The 16671-nt window shown below is 65.4% G+C and carries 12 protein-coding genes and 1 pseudogene; 7 read left to right on the top strand and 6 right to left on the bottom strand.

Annotated features, from left to right (window positions below; translation table 11 throughout):
* Positions 1 to 84: 84 nt before the first annotated feature.
* Both K359_RS0126955 and K359_RS0126950 read left to right on the top strand, forming a co-directional pair.
* Positions 85 to 1332, top strand: a complete 1248-nt coding sequence (locus tag K359_RS0126955) for an efflux RND transporter periplasmic adaptor subunit (protein WP_029082102.1) — start codon at positions 85 to 87, stop codon at positions 1330 to 1332.
* 87 nt (positions 1333 to 1419) lie between these two features.
* Positions 1420 to 4554, top strand: a complete 3135-nt coding sequence (locus tag K359_RS0126950) for an efflux RND transporter permease subunit (RefSeq protein WP_029082101.1) — start codon at positions 1420 to 1422, stop codon at positions 4552 to 4554.
* Here the strand turns inward: K359_RS0126950 and K359_RS0126945 are convergent.
* Together K359_RS0126945 and K359_RS0126940 are read right to left on the bottom strand one after the other, a co-directional pair.
* Positions 4547 to 5514: pseudogene (locus K359_RS0126945) on the bottom strand (amidohydrolase family protein). The gene K359_RS0126950 and the pseudogene K359_RS0126945 sit on opposite strands and share 8 nt — an antisense overlap.
* Positions 5515 to 5652: 138 nt before the next feature.
* Positions 5653 to 7071 (bottom strand): TolC family outer membrane protein, encoded by a 1419-nt coding sequence (locus K359_RS0126940; protein ID WP_029082099.1) that lies wholly within the window; start codon positions 7069 to 7071, stop codon positions 5653 to 5655.
* A gap of 242 nt (positions 7072 to 7313) precedes the next feature.
* Here K359_RS0126940 and K359_RS0126935 point away from each other — a divergent pair, with 242 nt between their 5' ends.
* Positions 7314 to 9176, top strand: coding sequence for an acetyl-CoA hydrolase/transferase C-terminal domain-containing protein (locus K359_RS0126935; protein WP_029082098.1), 1863 nt, complete (start codon positions 7314 to 7316; stop codon positions 9174 to 9176).
* On the opposite strand, the gene K359_RS0126930 is transcribed toward K359_RS0126935, so the two are convergent.
* Both K359_RS0126930 and K359_RS0126925 read right to left on the bottom strand, forming a co-directional pair.
* Positions 9173 to 9952, bottom strand: a complete 780-nt coding sequence (locus K359_RS0126930; protein ID WP_029082097.1) for an enoyl-CoA hydratase — start codon at positions 9950 to 9952, stop codon at positions 9173 to 9175. The two genes, K359_RS0126935 and K359_RS0126930, sit on opposite strands and share 4 nt — an antisense overlap.
* A gap of 124 nt (positions 9953 to 10076) precedes the next feature.
* Positions 10077 to 10739 (bottom strand): hypothetical protein, encoded by a 663-nt coding sequence (locus K359_RS0126925; RefSeq protein WP_029082096.1) that lies wholly within the window; start codon positions 10737 to 10739, stop codon positions 10077 to 10079.
* Between the two features lie 324 nt (positions 10740 to 11063).
* Here K359_RS0126925 and K359_RS0126920 point away from each other — a divergent pair, with 324 nt between their 5' ends.
* Together K359_RS0126920 and K359_RS0126915 are read left to right on the top strand one after the other, a co-directional pair.
* The gene (locus tag K359_RS0126920; RefSeq protein ID WP_029082095.1) at positions 11064 to 11609 is read left to right on the top strand and encodes a sigma-70 family RNA polymerase sigma factor; all 546 of its coding nucleotides are present in this window, start codon (positions 11064 to 11066) and stop codon (positions 11607 to 11609) included.
* 2 nt (positions 11610 to 11611) lie between these two features.
* Positions 11612 to 12250, top strand: a complete 639-nt coding sequence (locus K359_RS0126915; RefSeq protein ID WP_029082094.1) for an NrsF family protein — start codon at positions 11612 to 11614, stop codon at positions 12248 to 12250.
* 96 nt (positions 12251 to 12346) lie between these two features.
* Here K359_RS0126915 and K359_RS0126910 read toward each other — a convergent pair whose 3' ends face one another.
* Together K359_RS0126910 and K359_RS0126905 are read right to left on the bottom strand one after the other, a co-directional pair.
* A complete protein-coding gene (locus K359_RS0126910; RefSeq protein WP_029082093.1) occupies positions 12347 to 13453 on the bottom strand; it encodes a DUF2336 domain-containing protein in 1107 nt (368 codons plus the stop codon).
* A gap of 60 nt (positions 13454 to 13513) precedes the next feature.
* Positions 13514 to 14662 carry a GGDEF domain-containing protein gene (locus K359_RS0126905; RefSeq protein WP_029082092.1) on the bottom strand — a complete coding sequence of 383 codons (1149 nt, stop codon included), beginning with the start codon at positions 14660 to 14662 and terminating at the stop codon, positions 13514 to 13516.
* Between the two features lie 418 nt (positions 14663 to 15080).
* Between K359_RS0126905 and K359_RS0126900 the strand changes: the two genes are divergently transcribed.
* Together K359_RS0126900 and K359_RS0126895 are read left to right on the top strand one after the other, a co-directional pair.
* Positions 15081 to 15650 (top strand): sigma-70 family RNA polymerase sigma factor, encoded by a 570-nt coding sequence (locus K359_RS0126900; protein ID WP_029082091.1) that lies wholly within the window; start codon positions 15081 to 15083, stop codon positions 15648 to 15650.
* Positions 15647 to 16384 (top strand): hypothetical protein, encoded by a 738-nt coding sequence (locus K359_RS0126895; RefSeq protein ID WP_029082090.1) that lies wholly within the window; start codon positions 15647 to 15649, stop codon positions 16382 to 16384. The genes K359_RS0126900 and K359_RS0126895 overlap by 4 nt, the downstream gene beginning before the upstream one ends.
* Positions 16385 to 16671 lie beyond the last annotated feature (287 nt).

The raw sequence follows: 16671 nt of genomic DNA, 5'->3' as shown, positions 1-16671 counted from the left end.
TTGTTTGAAACGCCAATTCGGCACTATTAGCGCACCGCTGGGGCTGTCCCGCCGGAAGCTGCAACGATCGACCCCGCGGACCGCATGCTGAGAGAGTTTACCAAGAGAATGCAGAGCTTTAGCCGTCCGCGCCTGCTCGTGGCCGCGGCGGTGCTGGCGGCCGCCTGCGCCGGCGCCTATGGCTACACGCATTTAGGCTCGGAAAAGCAGTCGTCGTCGGAAGTCTCCAGCCAGTCCCGCAAGGGGGGGACGCGTTATGCGCCGTCGCCGGCCGAGTGGGCCAGCCTGACCTTCCAGAACGTGACCGAGCACACCTTCCGCTCCGAACTGGTGACCGAGGGCAAGATCGGGATCGATGAGGACCGCTCCACCCCGGTCTACTCGCCCTACACCGGGCGCGTCACCCGCCTGCTGGTGCGGCCGGGCGATGCCGTGGTGAAGGGGCAGCCGCTGTTCGTGATCGAGGCGGCCGACACCGTGCAGGCGCAGAACGATTACGTCGCGGCGATGACCGGCCTCAACAAGGCGCAGTCGGCGCTCGACCTCGCGCAGATCCAGGAAAAGCGCGCCAAGGACCTGTCCGAAGGCAAGGCGATCCCGCTGAAGGATTATCAGCAAGCGCAGACGGCGCTGGTGCAGGCGCAGAACGATGCGCGCTCGGCGCAGACACTGCTGGAAGCGGCGGAAAACAAGCTCCACATCCTCGGCTTCGCCGATGACGCCATCACGACGCTGCGGCAGAAGGGGCGCCTCAATCCGGAGACGACGGTGTTTGCGCCGATCGGCGGCACCGTGGTCCAGCGCAAGGCCGGCCCCGGCCAGTATGTCTCGACCGGCGCGAGCGACCCGGTCTACGTGATCGGCGACCTCTCGACGGTCTGGCTGATCGCCTTTGTCCGCGAATCCGATGCCGACAATGTCGCGGTCGGGCAGGATCTCAATTTTAGCGTGATGGCGCTGCCGGGCAAGGTACTGAACGCCCGGGTCAACTATGTCGCCACCGCGATCGACGCGACCTCGCGCCGGCTCCTGGTCCGCGCCACCATCGACAACGCCGACAATCGGCTGAAGCCCGAGATGTTCGCCAATGTGACGCTGTATTCGAAGGGCGACCATCCGGCGATCGGCGTGCCGAAGCAGGCGCTGATCTACGAGGGCGACCAGGTGCGGGTCTGGGTCGCGAGAGCCGACGACAAGACGATCGAGCTGCGCCAGATCAAGCCCGGGCTCATCAATGGCGACCTCGTCGAGGTGGCCGGCAATCTCAAGCCGGGCGAGCAGATCGTGACGAAGGGAAGCCTCTTCATCGACCGCGCCGCGTCCGGCACTTAGAGCATGATCCGGAAAAGTGTGTAGCGGTTTTCCGAACAGATCATGCTCAATCGAAAAAGTCCCTTCCAGTTGAAAGCGCCGATCTGAATGGATCGCCTCGTCGCCCTTGCCGTCAATCGCCGCTACTTGATGGTGGCCATGTTCGTCGCCGTCTTCATCGGCGGCATAATTGCGTTCAAGCAGCTCAACATCGAGGCCTATCCCGATCCGACCCCGCCGATGGTCGACATCGTGACGCAGAGCCCGGGCCTCTCGGCCGAGGAGATCGAGCGCTACATCACGATCCCGATCGAGACCCAGGTCGCAGGCCTCAAGAACCTCAAGACCATCCGCACCATCTCGCTGTACGGCCTCTCCGACGTTAAGCTGCAGTTCTCCTTCGACTTCACCTATGACGAGGCGCAGCAGCAGGTGCTCAACCGCCTGTCGCAGCTCGCGCCGCTGCCCGGCAACGTGCAGCCCGGCATCTCGCCGCTCAGCCCGATCGGCGAAATCTTCCGCTACCGGCTGAAGGGGCCGCCGAACTACAGCGTGCTCGACCTCAAGACGCTGCAGGACTGGGTATTGCAGCGCCGCTTCCGCGCGGTGCCCGGCGTGATCGACGTCACCGGATGGGGCGGCAAGACCAAGACCTATGAGATCCAGGTCGACTTCAACAAGCTGGTCGCCAACGGCCTGACGCTGCCGCAGGTGCTGCAGGCGGTTTCCAACGCCAACATCAATGTCGGCGGCAACACCGTGAATATCGGCTCGCAATCGGCCGTGGTGCGCGGCGTCGGCCTGATCCGCTCGATCGACGACCTCGCCAACACCATGGTCTCGCAGTCCGGCGGCAATCCGGTGCTGGTCCGCGACATCGCCCATGTCACGATCGGCGAGAAGCCGCGGCTCGGCATTGCCGGCCTCGACAATGACGACGACATCGTGCAGGGCATCGTGCTGATGCGCCGCGGCGAGCAGAGTTCGCCGACCATCACCCGCGTCGAGCAGCTCGTTCACCAGATCAACAATTCCTCGATCCTGCCGCCGGGCGTGAAGATCGAGCGCATCTACGACCGCAAGGACCTGATCGAGCTCACCACCCACACCGTGCTGCACAACATGGTGGTCGGCATCCTGCTGATCGTGCTGTTGCAGTGGATCTTCCTCGGCGATCTGCGCAGCGCGCTGATCGTCGGAGCCACGATCCCGTTCGCGCTGTTCTTTGCCGTGATCATCCTGGTGTTGCGCGGCGAGTCCGCCAATCTGCTGTCGGTGGGCGCGATCGATTTCGGCCTGATCGTCGACGCCACCGTGATCATGGTGGAGGCGATCTTCCGCCGGTTGTCGCAGACCACTGCGCTGTCGGAAGCCGAGCAGGCGCACATCTCCGAAGACACGGTAATGGGGATGAAGAGCCACGCAATCCTGTCGGCGGGGGCCGACGTGTCGCGCTCGATCTTCTTTGCCGCGGCGATCATCATTGCCGCGTTCCTGCCGTTGTTCACGCTGAGCGGCGTCGAGGGCAACATCTTCGGCCCAATGGCGCGGACCTACGCCTATGCGCTGGCTGGCGGACTCCTGGCGACTTTCACAGTAACTCCGGCGCTGAGCGCGATCATCCTGCCGGCGCATATCCACGAGACCGAAACCTGGATCGTCAAGAAGCTCGACGCGATCTACCTGCCGGTGCTCAACTGGGCGATCGCCAACCGCAAGATGGTGATGGCCGGTGCGGCCGGCCTCGTGGTCATGACCATCATCTTCGCGCGCTTCCTCGGCCTCGAATTCCTGCCCAAGCTGGAAGAGGGCAATCTGTGGATCCGCGCCACGCTGCCGCCGACGATCTCGCTGCAGGAAGGCAATGCCTACGTCAACGAGATGCGGAAACTGATCAGCAGCCGTCCCGAGGTGGTGGCGGTGGTGTCGCAGCACGGCCGTCCCGACGACGGCACCGACGCGGCCGGCCTGTTCAACGCCGAATTCTTCGCGCCGCTGAAGCCGGCCGGCGAATGGCCCGGCACCCACGACAAGGAAGTGCTCACCGCGCAATTGCTGGCGCAGCTGCAGGACAAATTCCCCGGCGTCGAATTCAACTTCTCGCAATATCTGCAGGACAACGTCTCGGAAGCGGTGTCCGGCGTGAAGGGCGAGAACTCGATCAAGCTCTACGGCAACGATCTGCAGGCGCTGACCGACACCGCCAACAAGATCAAGTCGGTGCTTTCGACCGTGCAGGGCGTCACCGACCTTGCGGTGTTTACCTCGCTCGGGCAGCCGACGATCCAGATCGACGTCGATCGGGCGCGCGCCGCCCGCTATGGCCTGTCGCCGGGCGACATCAACGCCACGATCAGGGTCGCGGTCGGTGGCGACACCGCCGGCGATCTCTATGAGCCCGGCAGCGACCGGCACTTCCCGATCATCGTCCGGCTTGCGCCGGAATATCGCAAGAGCGCGGAGGCGATCCAGAACCTGCGGATCGGGGTGGCGAACGCCAATGGCGGCATCACCCAGATCCCCCTCTCCGAGGTGGCCTCGATCAAGCTGATCTCCGGCGCGGCCTACATCTATCGCGAACAGCAGGAGCGTTACCTGCCGATCAAGTTCTCGGTGCGCGAGCGCGACCTCGGCAGCGCGATCCGGGAGGCGCAGCAGAAAGTCGACGAGCAGGTGCAGCTGCCACCCGGCTCGCATCTCGAGTGGGTCGGCGAGTTCGGCAATCTGCAGGACGCGATCAGGCGGCTGTCGATCGTGGTGCCGATCAGCCTGGCGCTGATCGCGGTCTTGCTGTTCTTCAACTTCGGCTCGATGGTCGACACCCTGCTGGCGATGAGCGTGATCCCGATGGCGATCTTCGGCGGCGTGCTCGGGCTTCTGATCACGGGCATTCCGTTCAGCGTCTCGGCAGCGATCGGCTTCATCGCGCTGTTCGGCATCGCCGTGATGGACGGCATCATCATCCTGTCGCAGTTCAACCAGCTGATCGACGAAGGCTATGACCGGATGCGCGCGGTGATCCGCACCGGCGAGCTGCAGCTGCGGCCGGTGCTGATGACCTGCGTCGTGGCCGGCGTCGGCCTGCTGCCGGCGGCGGTGTCGGAGGGCATCGGCTCCCAGGTGCAGAAGCCGCTCGCCATCGTCGTCGTCACCGGCATGATGCTGGCGCCGCTCGTCATCCTGATCACGCTGCCGGTGCTGATCTCCTATTTCTCGCGCCGGCCGAAGGACAACGTCAGGTGAAGCCGTAGAGCCGGGCCGGATTGTCGACCAGGATGGTCTTGCGGACCGCGGCGTCCGGCGCCCAGACCGGCAGCTGGTTGAGGAGACGGCCGTCGTCGATCTGGTACAGCGGCGTCACCTCGGTGACCTTCTTGCCTTGCGGCGTCACCGAATCCGGGTGCGGCCAGTCGGTGCCCCAGACGATGCGCTCGGCGTTGGCCGCGATCAGCGCCTGCGCCAGCGGCGTGGCGTCGGCATAGTCCGGCGCGAGCTTGGAGGCGCGGTAGGCGCCGGAAATCTTGACGTAGGCCTTGCCCGACTTGACGAGCTCGAGCAGGTCGGCAAATCCCGGCTGGCCGGTGCCGAGCGCGGCCTCGGCGCCGCCGAAATGGTCGAACACGACCGGCACCGGGGCTGTCGCGACCAGGTCCTTGATCGCGGTGATCATGGCGAGGCTGGTGAACAGCTGCACGTGCCAGCCGCGCGCCTTCATCCGCTCGATCGCGGCCGTGAAGCGCTGCCGGCCGACATTGGGATCGTTGACGCCGCCGGTCGCGAGGTTGAGGCGGATACCGCGGAAGCCGGCCTTGTTCATGGCGTCGAGATCGCCCTCGCTGATCTTGTCGTCGATCACCGCGACGCCGCGCGCCGTCGGCCCGCGGGCGGTCATGCCGAACAGCGACGACGAATTGTCGGGGCCGTAGACGCTCGGCGTCACGATCACCACCCGCTCGATATGCAGCGCCTTGTGCAGCGCGCTCATCTCCTCCGGCGAGGCCAGCTCCGGCGTATAGACGCGGCCGGCGAAGAACGGGAACTTGTCGGGATCGCCATGGATGTGGGTGTGGCAGTCGCACGCACCGGCAGGCACGTCGAAGTTGACCGGGGTCGATGGTTGCGATGGCTTGGAAAATGCGTTGCTGCTGGTCATGGTCACTCCGGCGCGATGGAAGCCAGCATCATATCGCGTCGCGTCAGCATTGGACGTCTCCCTGCGTGCTCGGCTGTTATGCGCGTGATCCGCGCGACGGCATTATCGGTTGCCGGCGGGGGCGGAGGTTATCGGCGGAGAGCGCGGGCGGGAAGGGCTGGCTCGCCGTGCGAACGGTTCCGCAACGCCTATTGTCCCGACGGCGTGCGCAGGCCGTGCCAGGCGTCGCGGACCTGGTGGTAGTGCACCTCGGGCAGATAGTCCGGCGTCTTGAGATTGAGCGTCTTGACGTCGAGCCGTCCGGTCGCGCTGAGCAACGTGTAGGAGGCGATCACCCGGTCGCGCTGCGCGCCGATCAGGCGGGCCCTGGCAGTGATCAAATCCTGCTGGGCGTTGAGCACATCGACCGTGGTGCGCTGGCCGCCGGCGGCTTCCTTCTGCACGCCGGCCAGCGCAACCTCCGCAGCCTTCACCTCGGATTCGGAGGCCGACACCGCGATCTTGGCGCCTTCATTGGCGACCCACGCGCTGACCACGGCGGTCTTGGCCTGATTGCGGACCTGATCCAGCACGAGGCGGCTCTGCGCCGCCACTTCCTTGGCCTGCCGGGTCTGCGACGCCGCGGTGCCGCCGTCGTAGATCGGTTGCGTGAGCTGGCCGATCACCGAGGCCTGATCGGTGCCGAAGGTGCTGAGCGAGCTGTCGGAGTCGCGGTTCTTGCTGACGCTGCCCTGCACGGTGACACTCGGCATCAGGCTGCTCTCGGCGACCCGGATCGAGGTCGAGGCGACGTCGACGTCGAAACCGGCCGCGGTCACGGCGGGATGCTCGCGCAGCGCAAGCGCGATCGCATCCTCGCGGCTGCGCGGCAGCAGCCGGTCAGTGGTCTCGGCCGGCCGCAATTGCGATGGCGGGTTGCCGACCACCTGGGCATAGGTGGCCTGGCTGATCGCGAAGTTGACCTCGGCAGCATTGAGGTCGGCGAGACCGCGGTTGAGGCGGGCCTCGGCCTGGGCCGTATCGGTCGGCGTGACGTCGCCGGCATTGAGGCGGCGCTGCGTGATCGCCTGGGTCTCCTTCAGGAAGGCGACGTTGGCGCGCTGCGCCTCGACCAGCGTCTGGTTGGCCAGCACATTTGTATAGGTGGTGACGGCGTCGAGCAGCACGCCCTGGCCGACATTGCGCAGGGCCTCGCGGCCGGACTGCACCTGCAGCTCGGCGACGCGGACGCTGTTGGCGGTCTTGAAGCCGTTGAACAGGGTCTGGGTCACCGTGACCCCGATCTGCCACGGCTTCAGCGTCGCAGTCTGGATGACGTTGCCGGGCAGCTGGTCGCGAACCGCCTGGAGGCCGACCGAGAGGCCGGCGATGATCTGCGGGCGGTAGGCGGCCAGCGCCTGCGGCACGTTCTCGTCGGTCGCACGCTGCCGCGCCCGCTCGGCATTGAGCTGCGGATTGGTCTGATATGCCTTGACCAGGGCTTCGGGCAGGCTCTCGGCACGGGCAGCGGGGCCAGCCAGCAGCGCACACGCCAGGGCGCCGAGGCCGATGCCCGACAAAAGCACGTGCCTCGCTACATCGCCAACCCTCGCGGCACGCTCAACCATGTGATCCCGCAAACCAAAACCGCGGCAGTCCGCCTCCGCCGACGCCGCCGACACATCTACCTGTTTAGGGGGGCGTGCCGCCACAGGCAAACCGCCACGCGACATCTGCACATCATTTCAGTTCTTGTCTGTTGCCGGTTCGTCACAGGCGAACGCAACGGTCATATGAAGTATAAGCTCGAACCGTCCGCCGCCGATTCTGTGGCGCCGGTTATCCGCTGCCTGCTCCGGTTTCATTGCTGATGCCCATATTCTTCTCCGACCCCGAGGCGATCGCGGAGCACATCGTTCGTGATGTCGGAACCGAGCTGGTGGTCGGGCTGCCGCTCGGCCTCGGCAAGGCCAACCACATCGTCAACGCGCTGTACGCGCGCGCGGTGGCCGACCGTTCCATCAATCTGACGCTGTTCTCCGCGCTGACGCTGGAAAAGCCGAAGCCGAAGAGCCTGCTCGAGCAGCGCTTCATCGGCCCGGTGATCGATCGCCTGTTCGGCGGTTATCCGGATCTCGCCTATGCGGAGGCGCTGCATCGTGGCGCGCTGCCGCCCAACATCAAGGTGATCGAGTTCTTCTTCCTGGCGGGGCAGTGGCTGCACCAACCGTATGCGCAGCAGAACTACATCTCCGCAAACTACACCCATGCGGCGTCGTACCTGCTGTCGCGCGGAGTGAATGTCGTGCCCCAGCTGGTCGCCAAGCGCGTGGTCGACGGCGTGCCGCGCTACAGTTTGAGCTGCAACACCGATACAACGCTCGATGTGCTGCGTGCGCGCGCGCAGGGGCGGGCGTCATTCAAGCTGATCGGCCAGGTCAATCCCGAGCTGCCGTTCATGCCTGGGCCCGGCGATCTGCCGGCGGATGAGTTTGCGGCGGTGCTCGACGGTCCTGACACAGACTTCCCGCTGTTCGCGCCGCCGTCCGAGCCGATCAGCGACACCAAATACGCGATCGGGTTGCATGCTGCGGGCCTGGTCCGGGACGGGGGCACGTTGCAGATCGGGATCGGGCAGGTCGGCGATGCGCTGGCGCAGGGGCTCGTGGTCCGCCACCGCGACAACGCGCAATTCCAGGGCATCATGCGGCGCCTTGCGCCCGGTCGCGCACAGCTCGGGGCGGCCGAGACCGCGCCGTTCGATAAGGGCCTCTATGGTGTCAGCGAGATGCTGTTCGAGGCGTTCCTCGGGCTGATCGACGCCGGCATCCTCAAGCGCGACATTGGCGGCGTGATCCTGCACGGCGCATTCTTCCTCGGACCGCAATCGTTCTACCGGGCGTTGCGCGAGATGCCACCGGAGCAATTGGCGCGCATCCAGATGATGCCGGTGTCCTTCACCAACGAGATCTTCGGCGACGAGGACGGCAAGCGCCGCGCCCGCGTCGATGCGCGCTTCGTCAACAACGCGATGATGGCGACGCTTCTCGGCGCTGCGATCTCGGATGGTCTGGAGAATGGCCAGGTCGTCAGCGGCGTCGGTGGTCAGTACAATTTCGTCGCGCAGGCGTTCGCGCTGGAAGGCGCGCGCTCCGTGCTGGCGCTGGAGGCGACGCGCCAGTCCGGCAAGCAAGCGCAGTCGAACATCCGCTGGTCCTACGGCCACGAGACCATTCCACGGCACCTGCGCGATATCTTCGTCACCGAATACGGCGTCGCCGATGTCAGAGGCAAGTCCGACGCCGACGTGATTGCCGCGATGCTGCAGGTGACGGATTCCCGCTTCCAAAGCGAGCTGATGCGGCAGGCCAAGGATGCCGGCAAGCTGCCGCGCAATCACGAGATCCCGGCCGCGCATCGCGAAAACTATCCCGAGCGCATCAGCGACGCGCTGAAACCCGCGCGCGACGCCGGGCTTCTGCCGTCATTCCCGTTCGGCAGCGATTTCACCGACGTCGAGCAGCGGCTGATTCCGGCCTTGCAGATATTGCAGCAGGCGCAGCGCACGCCGCTGCAACTCGCGGGCCTGCTGTGGCAGGGCATGCGGCACCCGCCCAATGCTGCCGACCGCGAATGCCTGGCGCGGCTCGGTCTCGACAAGCCGACGCATTTTGCCGAGCGCGCCTATCGCGCGCTCGTCAACGCAGCATTGCAACGGAGCAGAACGGGTTAGCGGTTCTTGTTGACCGGCTTGCGCTTCTCGATGAAGGCCGCCATGCCCTCGGAACGATCCTCGAGCGCGAAGGTCGAGTGAAACAGGTTGCGCTCGACATTCATGCCTTCCGCGAGCGGCGTCTCGAACGCGCGGTTGATGGCTTCCTTGGCCATCGCGACGGCCGGACGCGACATCGAGGCGATCTTCTCCGCTGCGGCGAGCGCCTCTTCCACCAGCTTGTCGGCCGGAACGATCCGCGACACGAGGCCCGAGCGCTCGGCTTCCGCGGCATCCATCATCCGCCCGGTGAGGCAGAGATCCATCGCCTTCGACTTGCCGATCGCGCGGGTCAGGCGCTGCGTACCGCCGATGCCGGGAATGGTGCCGAGGGTGATTTCCGGCTGGCCGAACTTGGCGGTGTCGGCGGCGATGATGATGTCGCACATCATCGCCAACTCGCAGCCGCCGCCCAGCGCATAGCCCGCGACCGCCGCAATGGTCGGCTTGCGGCAACGGGCGACGCGGTCGCCGCCGATCGCGGTGAAGTCGCTGTTGAACATGTCGATGAAGCCCTTCGGCTGCATCTCCTTGATGTCGGCGCCGGCCGCGAAGGCCTTCTCGCTGCCGGTGATCAGGATGCAGCCGATCTTGTCGTCGGCCTCGAGATCGTCGACCGCCGCGGCGATCTCGCGGAACACGCCGAACGACAGCGCATTCAACATTTTCGGCCGGTTCAGCGTGATGACGCCGACCGGTCCCTTGCTTTCGACGATGATGAATTCGAACGTAGCCATAGACGCAAACCCCGTGCTGATTTGGCGGGCAATGTGCCCGCTGGCGGGATGCGCTTCAAGTGGCTGAAACGAGGCACCGGGCCGCGGTGCGGCGCACCCCGCGCCGCAGCCGCAAGCACCCTGGCTAGGCCATGAACATGCGCGCGGCGGAGGCCACCGTGAGCAGGGCGCCGAAGCCGATGAAGATCTTCCCGATCAGCGACGTCTGGTCCAGGCTCGAGCTGTCGCTGCTCGCGAGAACGGGCGCGGGCTTGGGTGCAGCTGCCACAGTCGGCGGCTGCGCCGGGGGCGGCTCCTGCTGGGCGGCCTGCGGTTGAGCCGGTTGCGGCTGTTCCGCCGGCTGCTCCTGCTGCAGGGCCCGGTCGACATCGTTGAGTTGGTCGGATGCCACCACGTTGCTGTCAGGCTGCGCGTCGGCGGGCTTGTCGGCCGCGGCAATCAACGCGTTGGCCTTCACTGTCGTCGCGGCCGCGTTGTCGTCGCCCGAGGTCAGCTCCGCATTGGCATTGGCGACCGTGGCAGGCATGCCTGTCGCGGTGACGCTGCCGGCGTCGTTACCGGCGGTCTTCTTGCTCTCGGATTTGTCGGAAGACTGGTGACGCGCATGGCGCCGGCCATGCCGCGAACTCTGCTGCGTGGACTTGTCGGTGGTCGTGGTGTCGGATTTCGTCACCGATGCGTCCGAACCGGCCGCATGCGCCGGCAACGGACCGGCAAGACCCACGAAAAGCCCGGTAAGCCCTGTCGCTACCATCAAGGCCAAGCGCCCGCTGGCTTTGATCTTCATTTGATGATCTCCCCATTTCGCCCGCCCGAGGGCGAAAAAAGACCCCGCTGCGTGTCCACACCGGGGCAGAAAAAGGGAATCTTCGGGCTTCCGGGGGCAAAAGCTGGGCAATTTCGTCCCGGTGCGTGATCGACGGCAGCAGCACCGATGCTTGTCGAAGCGATCAATGTTATGAGCCGTGACGTCTGGAAACCCGCCGGAGCGATTCTTTGGAGCCGATCCTCGGCGCGGTCTTGTCGGAGGATGATGATCACGAACTCGTGATCTCTTGGCTTGCCGCGTAACGAACTGAAAGATCGGCCGAATTGCAATTCAGGAGCCTGCGTGCGCGAACGTGAGGATGAATGGACCGACCTGATGCGGTCGGCCATTTCAGGCGATGACGCGGCGTATCATCGCCTGCTCAAGGCCATCACGCCGGTACTCCGTGCCGCGACGCGCCGTGGCTTGGCGCGCGCGGGACAACCGGTCGATCAGTCCGAGGACATCGTGCAGGACATCTTGCTGGCGGTACATTTGAAGCGGCAGACTTGGGACACCAACGCGCCGTTCGCGCCGTGGCTGTTCGCGATCGCGCGCAACAAGCTGATCGACGCACTGCGCCGCCGCGGCAGGCGCATCTTCGTCAACATCGACGATTTCGCCGAGACGCTGCCCGGAGAAACGCCGGAGCCGACGGCGTCGCCGAGCGAGGTGACCGCCCAGCTGCAGGCGTTGCCGGCACGGCAGCGCGACGTGCTGCAGTCGATTGCGGTCGACAGTGCCTCGATCAAGGATACCGCGGCGAAATTCTCGATGAGCGAGGGCGCGGTGCGGGTCGCGCTGCACCGCGGGCTTGCGAGCCTGACCGCGAAACTACGGGACCGATGAGCATGGACACGGATCAACTCATTCGAACCCTTGCCGCCGACAATACCTATCGTGCGCGGCCGGTCGGTCTTGCGCTGATGCTGGCGCTGCTGGCGGCGGCGCCGGTCTCGCTCCTGATCTTCTTCGCCGAGCTCGGCGTGCGGCCCGACGTGATGACCGCTATGCATAATCCGTTCTTCGACCTGAAGTTCGCGGTCACGCTGGCGCTCGCCGCTTCGGCGATTGCGGTCAGCCTGCATCTGTCACGGCCGGAAGCCTCGCTGCGCGGCTTCGGCTGGTGGCTGCTGATTCCGGCCGGCATCCTCGTTGCCGCGATCAGCGGCGAGATGATGATGCCGCAGCGTACGCCGATGATGACGCGGCTGATCGGCAGGAACTCGATGGCGTGCATGACCGCGATCCCGGCGATGTCGCTGCCACTCTTGGTCGGCGCGCTGTACGGGCTCCGGCAGGGCGCCCCGGCGCGGCCCGCGGTCTCCGGTGCAATCGCAGGCCTGCTCTCGGCCGGACTGGCGGCGACGATCTATGCGTCGCATTGCACCGATGACTCGCCGCTGTTCGTCGCCACTTGGTACACGCTGGCGACCGCGATCGTCGCGAGCGTCGGCGCCCTGATGGGACAGCGGGCGCTGCGATATTAGAGCGTTTCGAGCGAAGTGGGCACCGGTTCGCGTGAAGAAAACGCGTCAAGACAGAATCTAGAGCCCCGTTACGATTCAATCGGAACGGAAAAGGCTCTAGGCCGCGGGCGCGGACTGCTGCATGCGATGGAAGCGGAGCACCTGCTGCGCGGTGGATGGCCGCAGCCGCTCATAGGTGTCCTTGCAGGCCTGCAGGTCGGTCGGCTCGCCGCCCGAGATTTCGTCGCGCAGATTGATGATCGCCCGCACCGTCGACCATGACAGGCTCGAGACCTTGGCCAGGATCATCACGCCCTCGGCGCGGGTTTCGATCATCATGTTCTCGGCGACGCTGACCGAAACATTGGCGAGCGCGGCAAGCGAAGCATTGGTTTCGTCGAACTTGCCGGCCTCGGCGAAGGCTGCGAGCTGGAATTCGTCGAGCCGGCCGTCCTGATAAAGCGACTTGACCAGCGCATGCGCGATCGCGGTGTCGGGCGTCACGGCTGCCGACGCCGAGCGCGCGCGTCGCGTGGCTTCCTTCACCGCGATCGGAATCTCCTTGGCCTGCTGCGGGATGGCAGCTTCGAGCCGCTGCCTGACCGCGTCCGAGGCCTTGGCGACCAGCTTGAGATAGAGATGCCGCGGGATGTTCGGGCGCAGGCCGACGCAGGTCGACAGATTGTCGTCGCCCTCGGCGCGGCTGACCAGGCGGGTGAAGCCGCGCTCGGTGAATTCGGCGCCAGGATTGTTGACCGCGCTCTGGATCACCTCGTCATTGCCGCGCAGCACCAGCACATCGGTGACGGCGCCGCTCAGCGACTTGCGGTTCGAGATCGCGAGCAGATGCGCCTGGCTCTTGCTGCGCGCGGTCTCGATCAGGGTGTCGTCGTCAAGCCGCGGCGACAGCGTCAGCACCGGGCCGGCGACCTCGATCAGGTCATCGAAGGCGAGGGTGCGGATGGTCTGCGGCGGCGCGGTGTCGATCGGGGCGAGGCGGTTGGAAAGCAGCGCCTTGGCCGAGTTCTCGATGTGCTCGAGCAGGCATTGGAAGACGTCGTCGAACAGCACGATCTGCTCGTCCGAACAGTTCACGGAGCCGTTGATGAAGAGGTCGGTGACGCGACGCAGCGTCTCGACACGGCGTGCGACGGTGCCGTGGGCGAGGGTTGTCTGCAGCTCATCGAGCAGACTTTCGGGGGCGGTCGCGGGCTTCGAACTCATGACTCTGTCCTGGAGCGGTGGCGACGGCTTCTCCGGCGCCGAATAGGGAAATGAAAGGGTTCAGGCGCTGGCGATGCGGTTGCGTCCCCGGGCCTTGGCTGCGTAAAGCGCGCCATCGGCGCGGGCGAGTAATGTGTCGGAGTTTTCGCGCGGCTTCAGCGTCGTGACGCCGGCGGAGATCGTCACCTGCATGCCCGGCGAGAACGCGCTCCAGTCGAGATCGGCGATGATCTTGCGCAGCCGTTCGAGCGCGCGCATCGCCTGATCCTGCGACAGGTCGGGCAGCACGAGCAGGAATTCCTCGCCGCCGTAACGGCCGAAGCGATCGATGCTGCGGAGATTGGCGAACATGCCGATGGCGAAGGTGCGCAGCGCCTCGTCGCCGATCGGATGGCCGTAGACGTCGTTGATCCGCTTGAAATGGTCGAGGTCGATCAGCGCGACCGCGCAGGAGCTGCCGTTGCGGGCGCAGCGCGCGATCTCCTCTTCGAGCGTGCGCATGATGCTGCGGCGATTGGAGGTGCCGGTCAATTCGTCAAGCTCGGCAAGCTCCTCGATGCGGCGGTAGGCCTCCTTCAGCTTCAGTCCACTCTGATACAACGATTGCTGCATCGAGCTGGAGAAGATGCCGAGATACATGCAGCGCCCGATCGTCAGCGCGAACACCAGCATGGTGGCGAGGCGGTCGATCCGGGTGCCGGTCGGCATCCCGATCGCCTTGTCGGTTCCGAGGAAGAGTGCGGCGAGGCCCAGCACCATGATGGTCCAGACGATCGCGGTCTGCCGTGCCGAGGTGCGCAGCGCGCCGAAGCCGAACACCACGAACAGGTTGCAGAGGAACAGCACGCCGACTTCCGGCGCGATGTAGGTGAATACCAGCAGGTTCACCATGTTGATCGCCGATTGCGGCGCGACCAGATAGTGGTCGCGGAAGCGCTCGTGGAAGCCGCGCTCCGACAGCAGCACATAGACGGCGACCAGCGAGAGGCCGGTCAAGGCGTAACTGGTCGCGACCAAAACGGATGTGGTGCCGGCATGCGCGTAGATCAGCAGCACCACGGCATCGAGCACGAAGCAGGCGGCGATCATCGATTGGATCTGGCGGCGCTGCCTGGCGCGGCGCGCGAGGCGGTCGACCGTCAGCCTGGGACGGCCGCTTTCCGATGCGCCCGTGATCGGGCCGGGAAGTGACGACGCAGCGCTGCCCATGGTCTCGCCGTTGGTGAAATCCGGCGAAAATCTAAGTGGGAAAGCCTTTAGGTTTGGTATCTTTGGGAACCGAATCTGCTCCGGTGAAATGCGGGCACCACCCTTGTTTCGTAAGGGGAATCCGTGTCCCGGGGCTGGCTGCGAGCGATCCTGCGGGTGGCCGGCGCCGGTGCTGACGTCGCGAGGGCGCTGGCTTGCGGGCAAAGCCTTGATATGGTCGCGCCGGACGGTGGGCGTCCGCGAGAGTTCTAAGTATTATGATACCTCTTCCTGAGTCTCGGGCGATTTTTCCTTATTGTGATCGCCGACTGTGTCATAGATCACACATGCGGTCTGGACATTGCCGTATTGTGAAGAATCTTGCCTCTCGCGTCGAACCACGCACCATCCCCCTCAGACCAACTTTGCGAGACGGCCATTGAGCGCGACACAGGCGGCTTCAGACGAGGTTCTGATCGCTCGGATCGCTCAAGGCGACCGGCTCGCCATGCAGGTGCTGTACGGACGGCATCATGTCAGGGTGTACCGCTTCGGGCTTCGGCTCGTGCGGGACGAACAGGTGGCGGAGGACCTCATCAGCGAGGTCTTTCTGGACGTGTGGCGTCAGGCGGGCAAATTCGAGGGACGATCCGCCGTTTCGACCTGGCTGTTGGCGATTACCCGGTTCAAGGCTTTGTCTTCGCTACGGCGGAGGAAAGACGCCGAACTGGACGATGAGGCCGCGAACGCGATCGAGGACACGTCCGACGATCCGGAAACGGTAGTGCAGAAGAAGGACACCGGCGATACGCTGCGTAAATGCCTGAGGGGGCTATCGGCGGAACACCGGGAGATCGTCGATCTTGTCTACTATCACGAGAAATCCGTGGAAGATGTCGCTGAGATCGTGGGGATTCCGGAGAATACCGTGAAGACGCGCCTGTTCTATGCGCGCAAGAAACTTGCCGAGTTGCTGAAGGCAGCCGGTGTCGAGCGAGGTTGGCCATGATGGCTGCGAGCAAGAAGATGCTGGGTCAAGAACCCGATGATGTCGAGATGCTGCTGCCCTGGCACGCGGCCGGCACGCTGAACGCGCGCGATGCGCGTCGCGTCGAGGACGCGCTGGCGTCCGATCCGGAGCTGGCGCGGCAGTATGCCGTCATCCGCGAGGAATATGCCGAGACCATCGGCCTCAACGAGAGCCTCGGTGCGCCCTCGGCGCGCGCCATGCAGAAGCTGTTTGCCGCGATCGATGCCGAGCCGGAGCGCAAGCCGTCGGTGGGGGCGCGGATGTCGTCCGGGGTCTCCGAGTTCTTCGCAAAATTGTCGCCGCGGACGCTGGCCTGGTCGTCCAGCCTCGGTGCGGTCGTGGTGTTGCTGCAGGCGGGCGTGATCGGCGCGGTGCTGATGCGCGACCAGCCGGCCTCGATCCAGACCGCGTCGCTGGATGTCGCCGAGCGCAGCGCGGTGGCACCGAGTGCGCCCAGTGCGGCGGCACCGATCACCCGTGACCTCGGCGCCGGCGTCTTGGCGGCGCCGACGCGGCTCTTGGTGCGCTTTGCGCCCGATGCCAGGATCGCCGACATCTCGACGCTGCTCGAGAATTACCAGGCCTCGATCGTCGACGGTAAGGGCGGCATGTTCCGCCTGCAATTCCGTGCAATGGACAAGAGCGGCGTCGCCGCGCTGATTGCCCGTTTGCAGAAAGAGAAGATCGTCAACCTCGCGGTCGAAACGCCGTAGCCGGCGTCGGGCCGCTCTGCGCCTGGTTGAGCTCACCACGACCGCCGCGCCGGCGGGACGTTGCCATCACCGCCGACGACTGGACCAGGGCGCTTCGTTGCAGCACCCGTGGACAAACAGCCGCAGCCCTCGCAGACGCCTGCCGGCAATAACACTTCCGTGAGCCGCGCGTTGCATGCACCCGCGCCGTCGATCGCAGCGATGATTCCGCTGTAAATCACAGTGATTTTCGACGTCGAAGGCCTGCAATGGTGCGATGGAACCACGTCGCCAAAGGTTAAAAAAAA

The sequence above is a fragment of the Bradyrhizobium sp. th-b2 genome, from assembly GCF_000426785.1.
Lineage (GTDB): Bacteria > Pseudomonadota > Alphaproteobacteria > Rhizobiales > Xanthobacteraceae > Bradyrhizobium > Bradyrhizobium septentrionale.
This window is presented reverse-complemented; position numbering and strand designations above follow the sequence as displayed.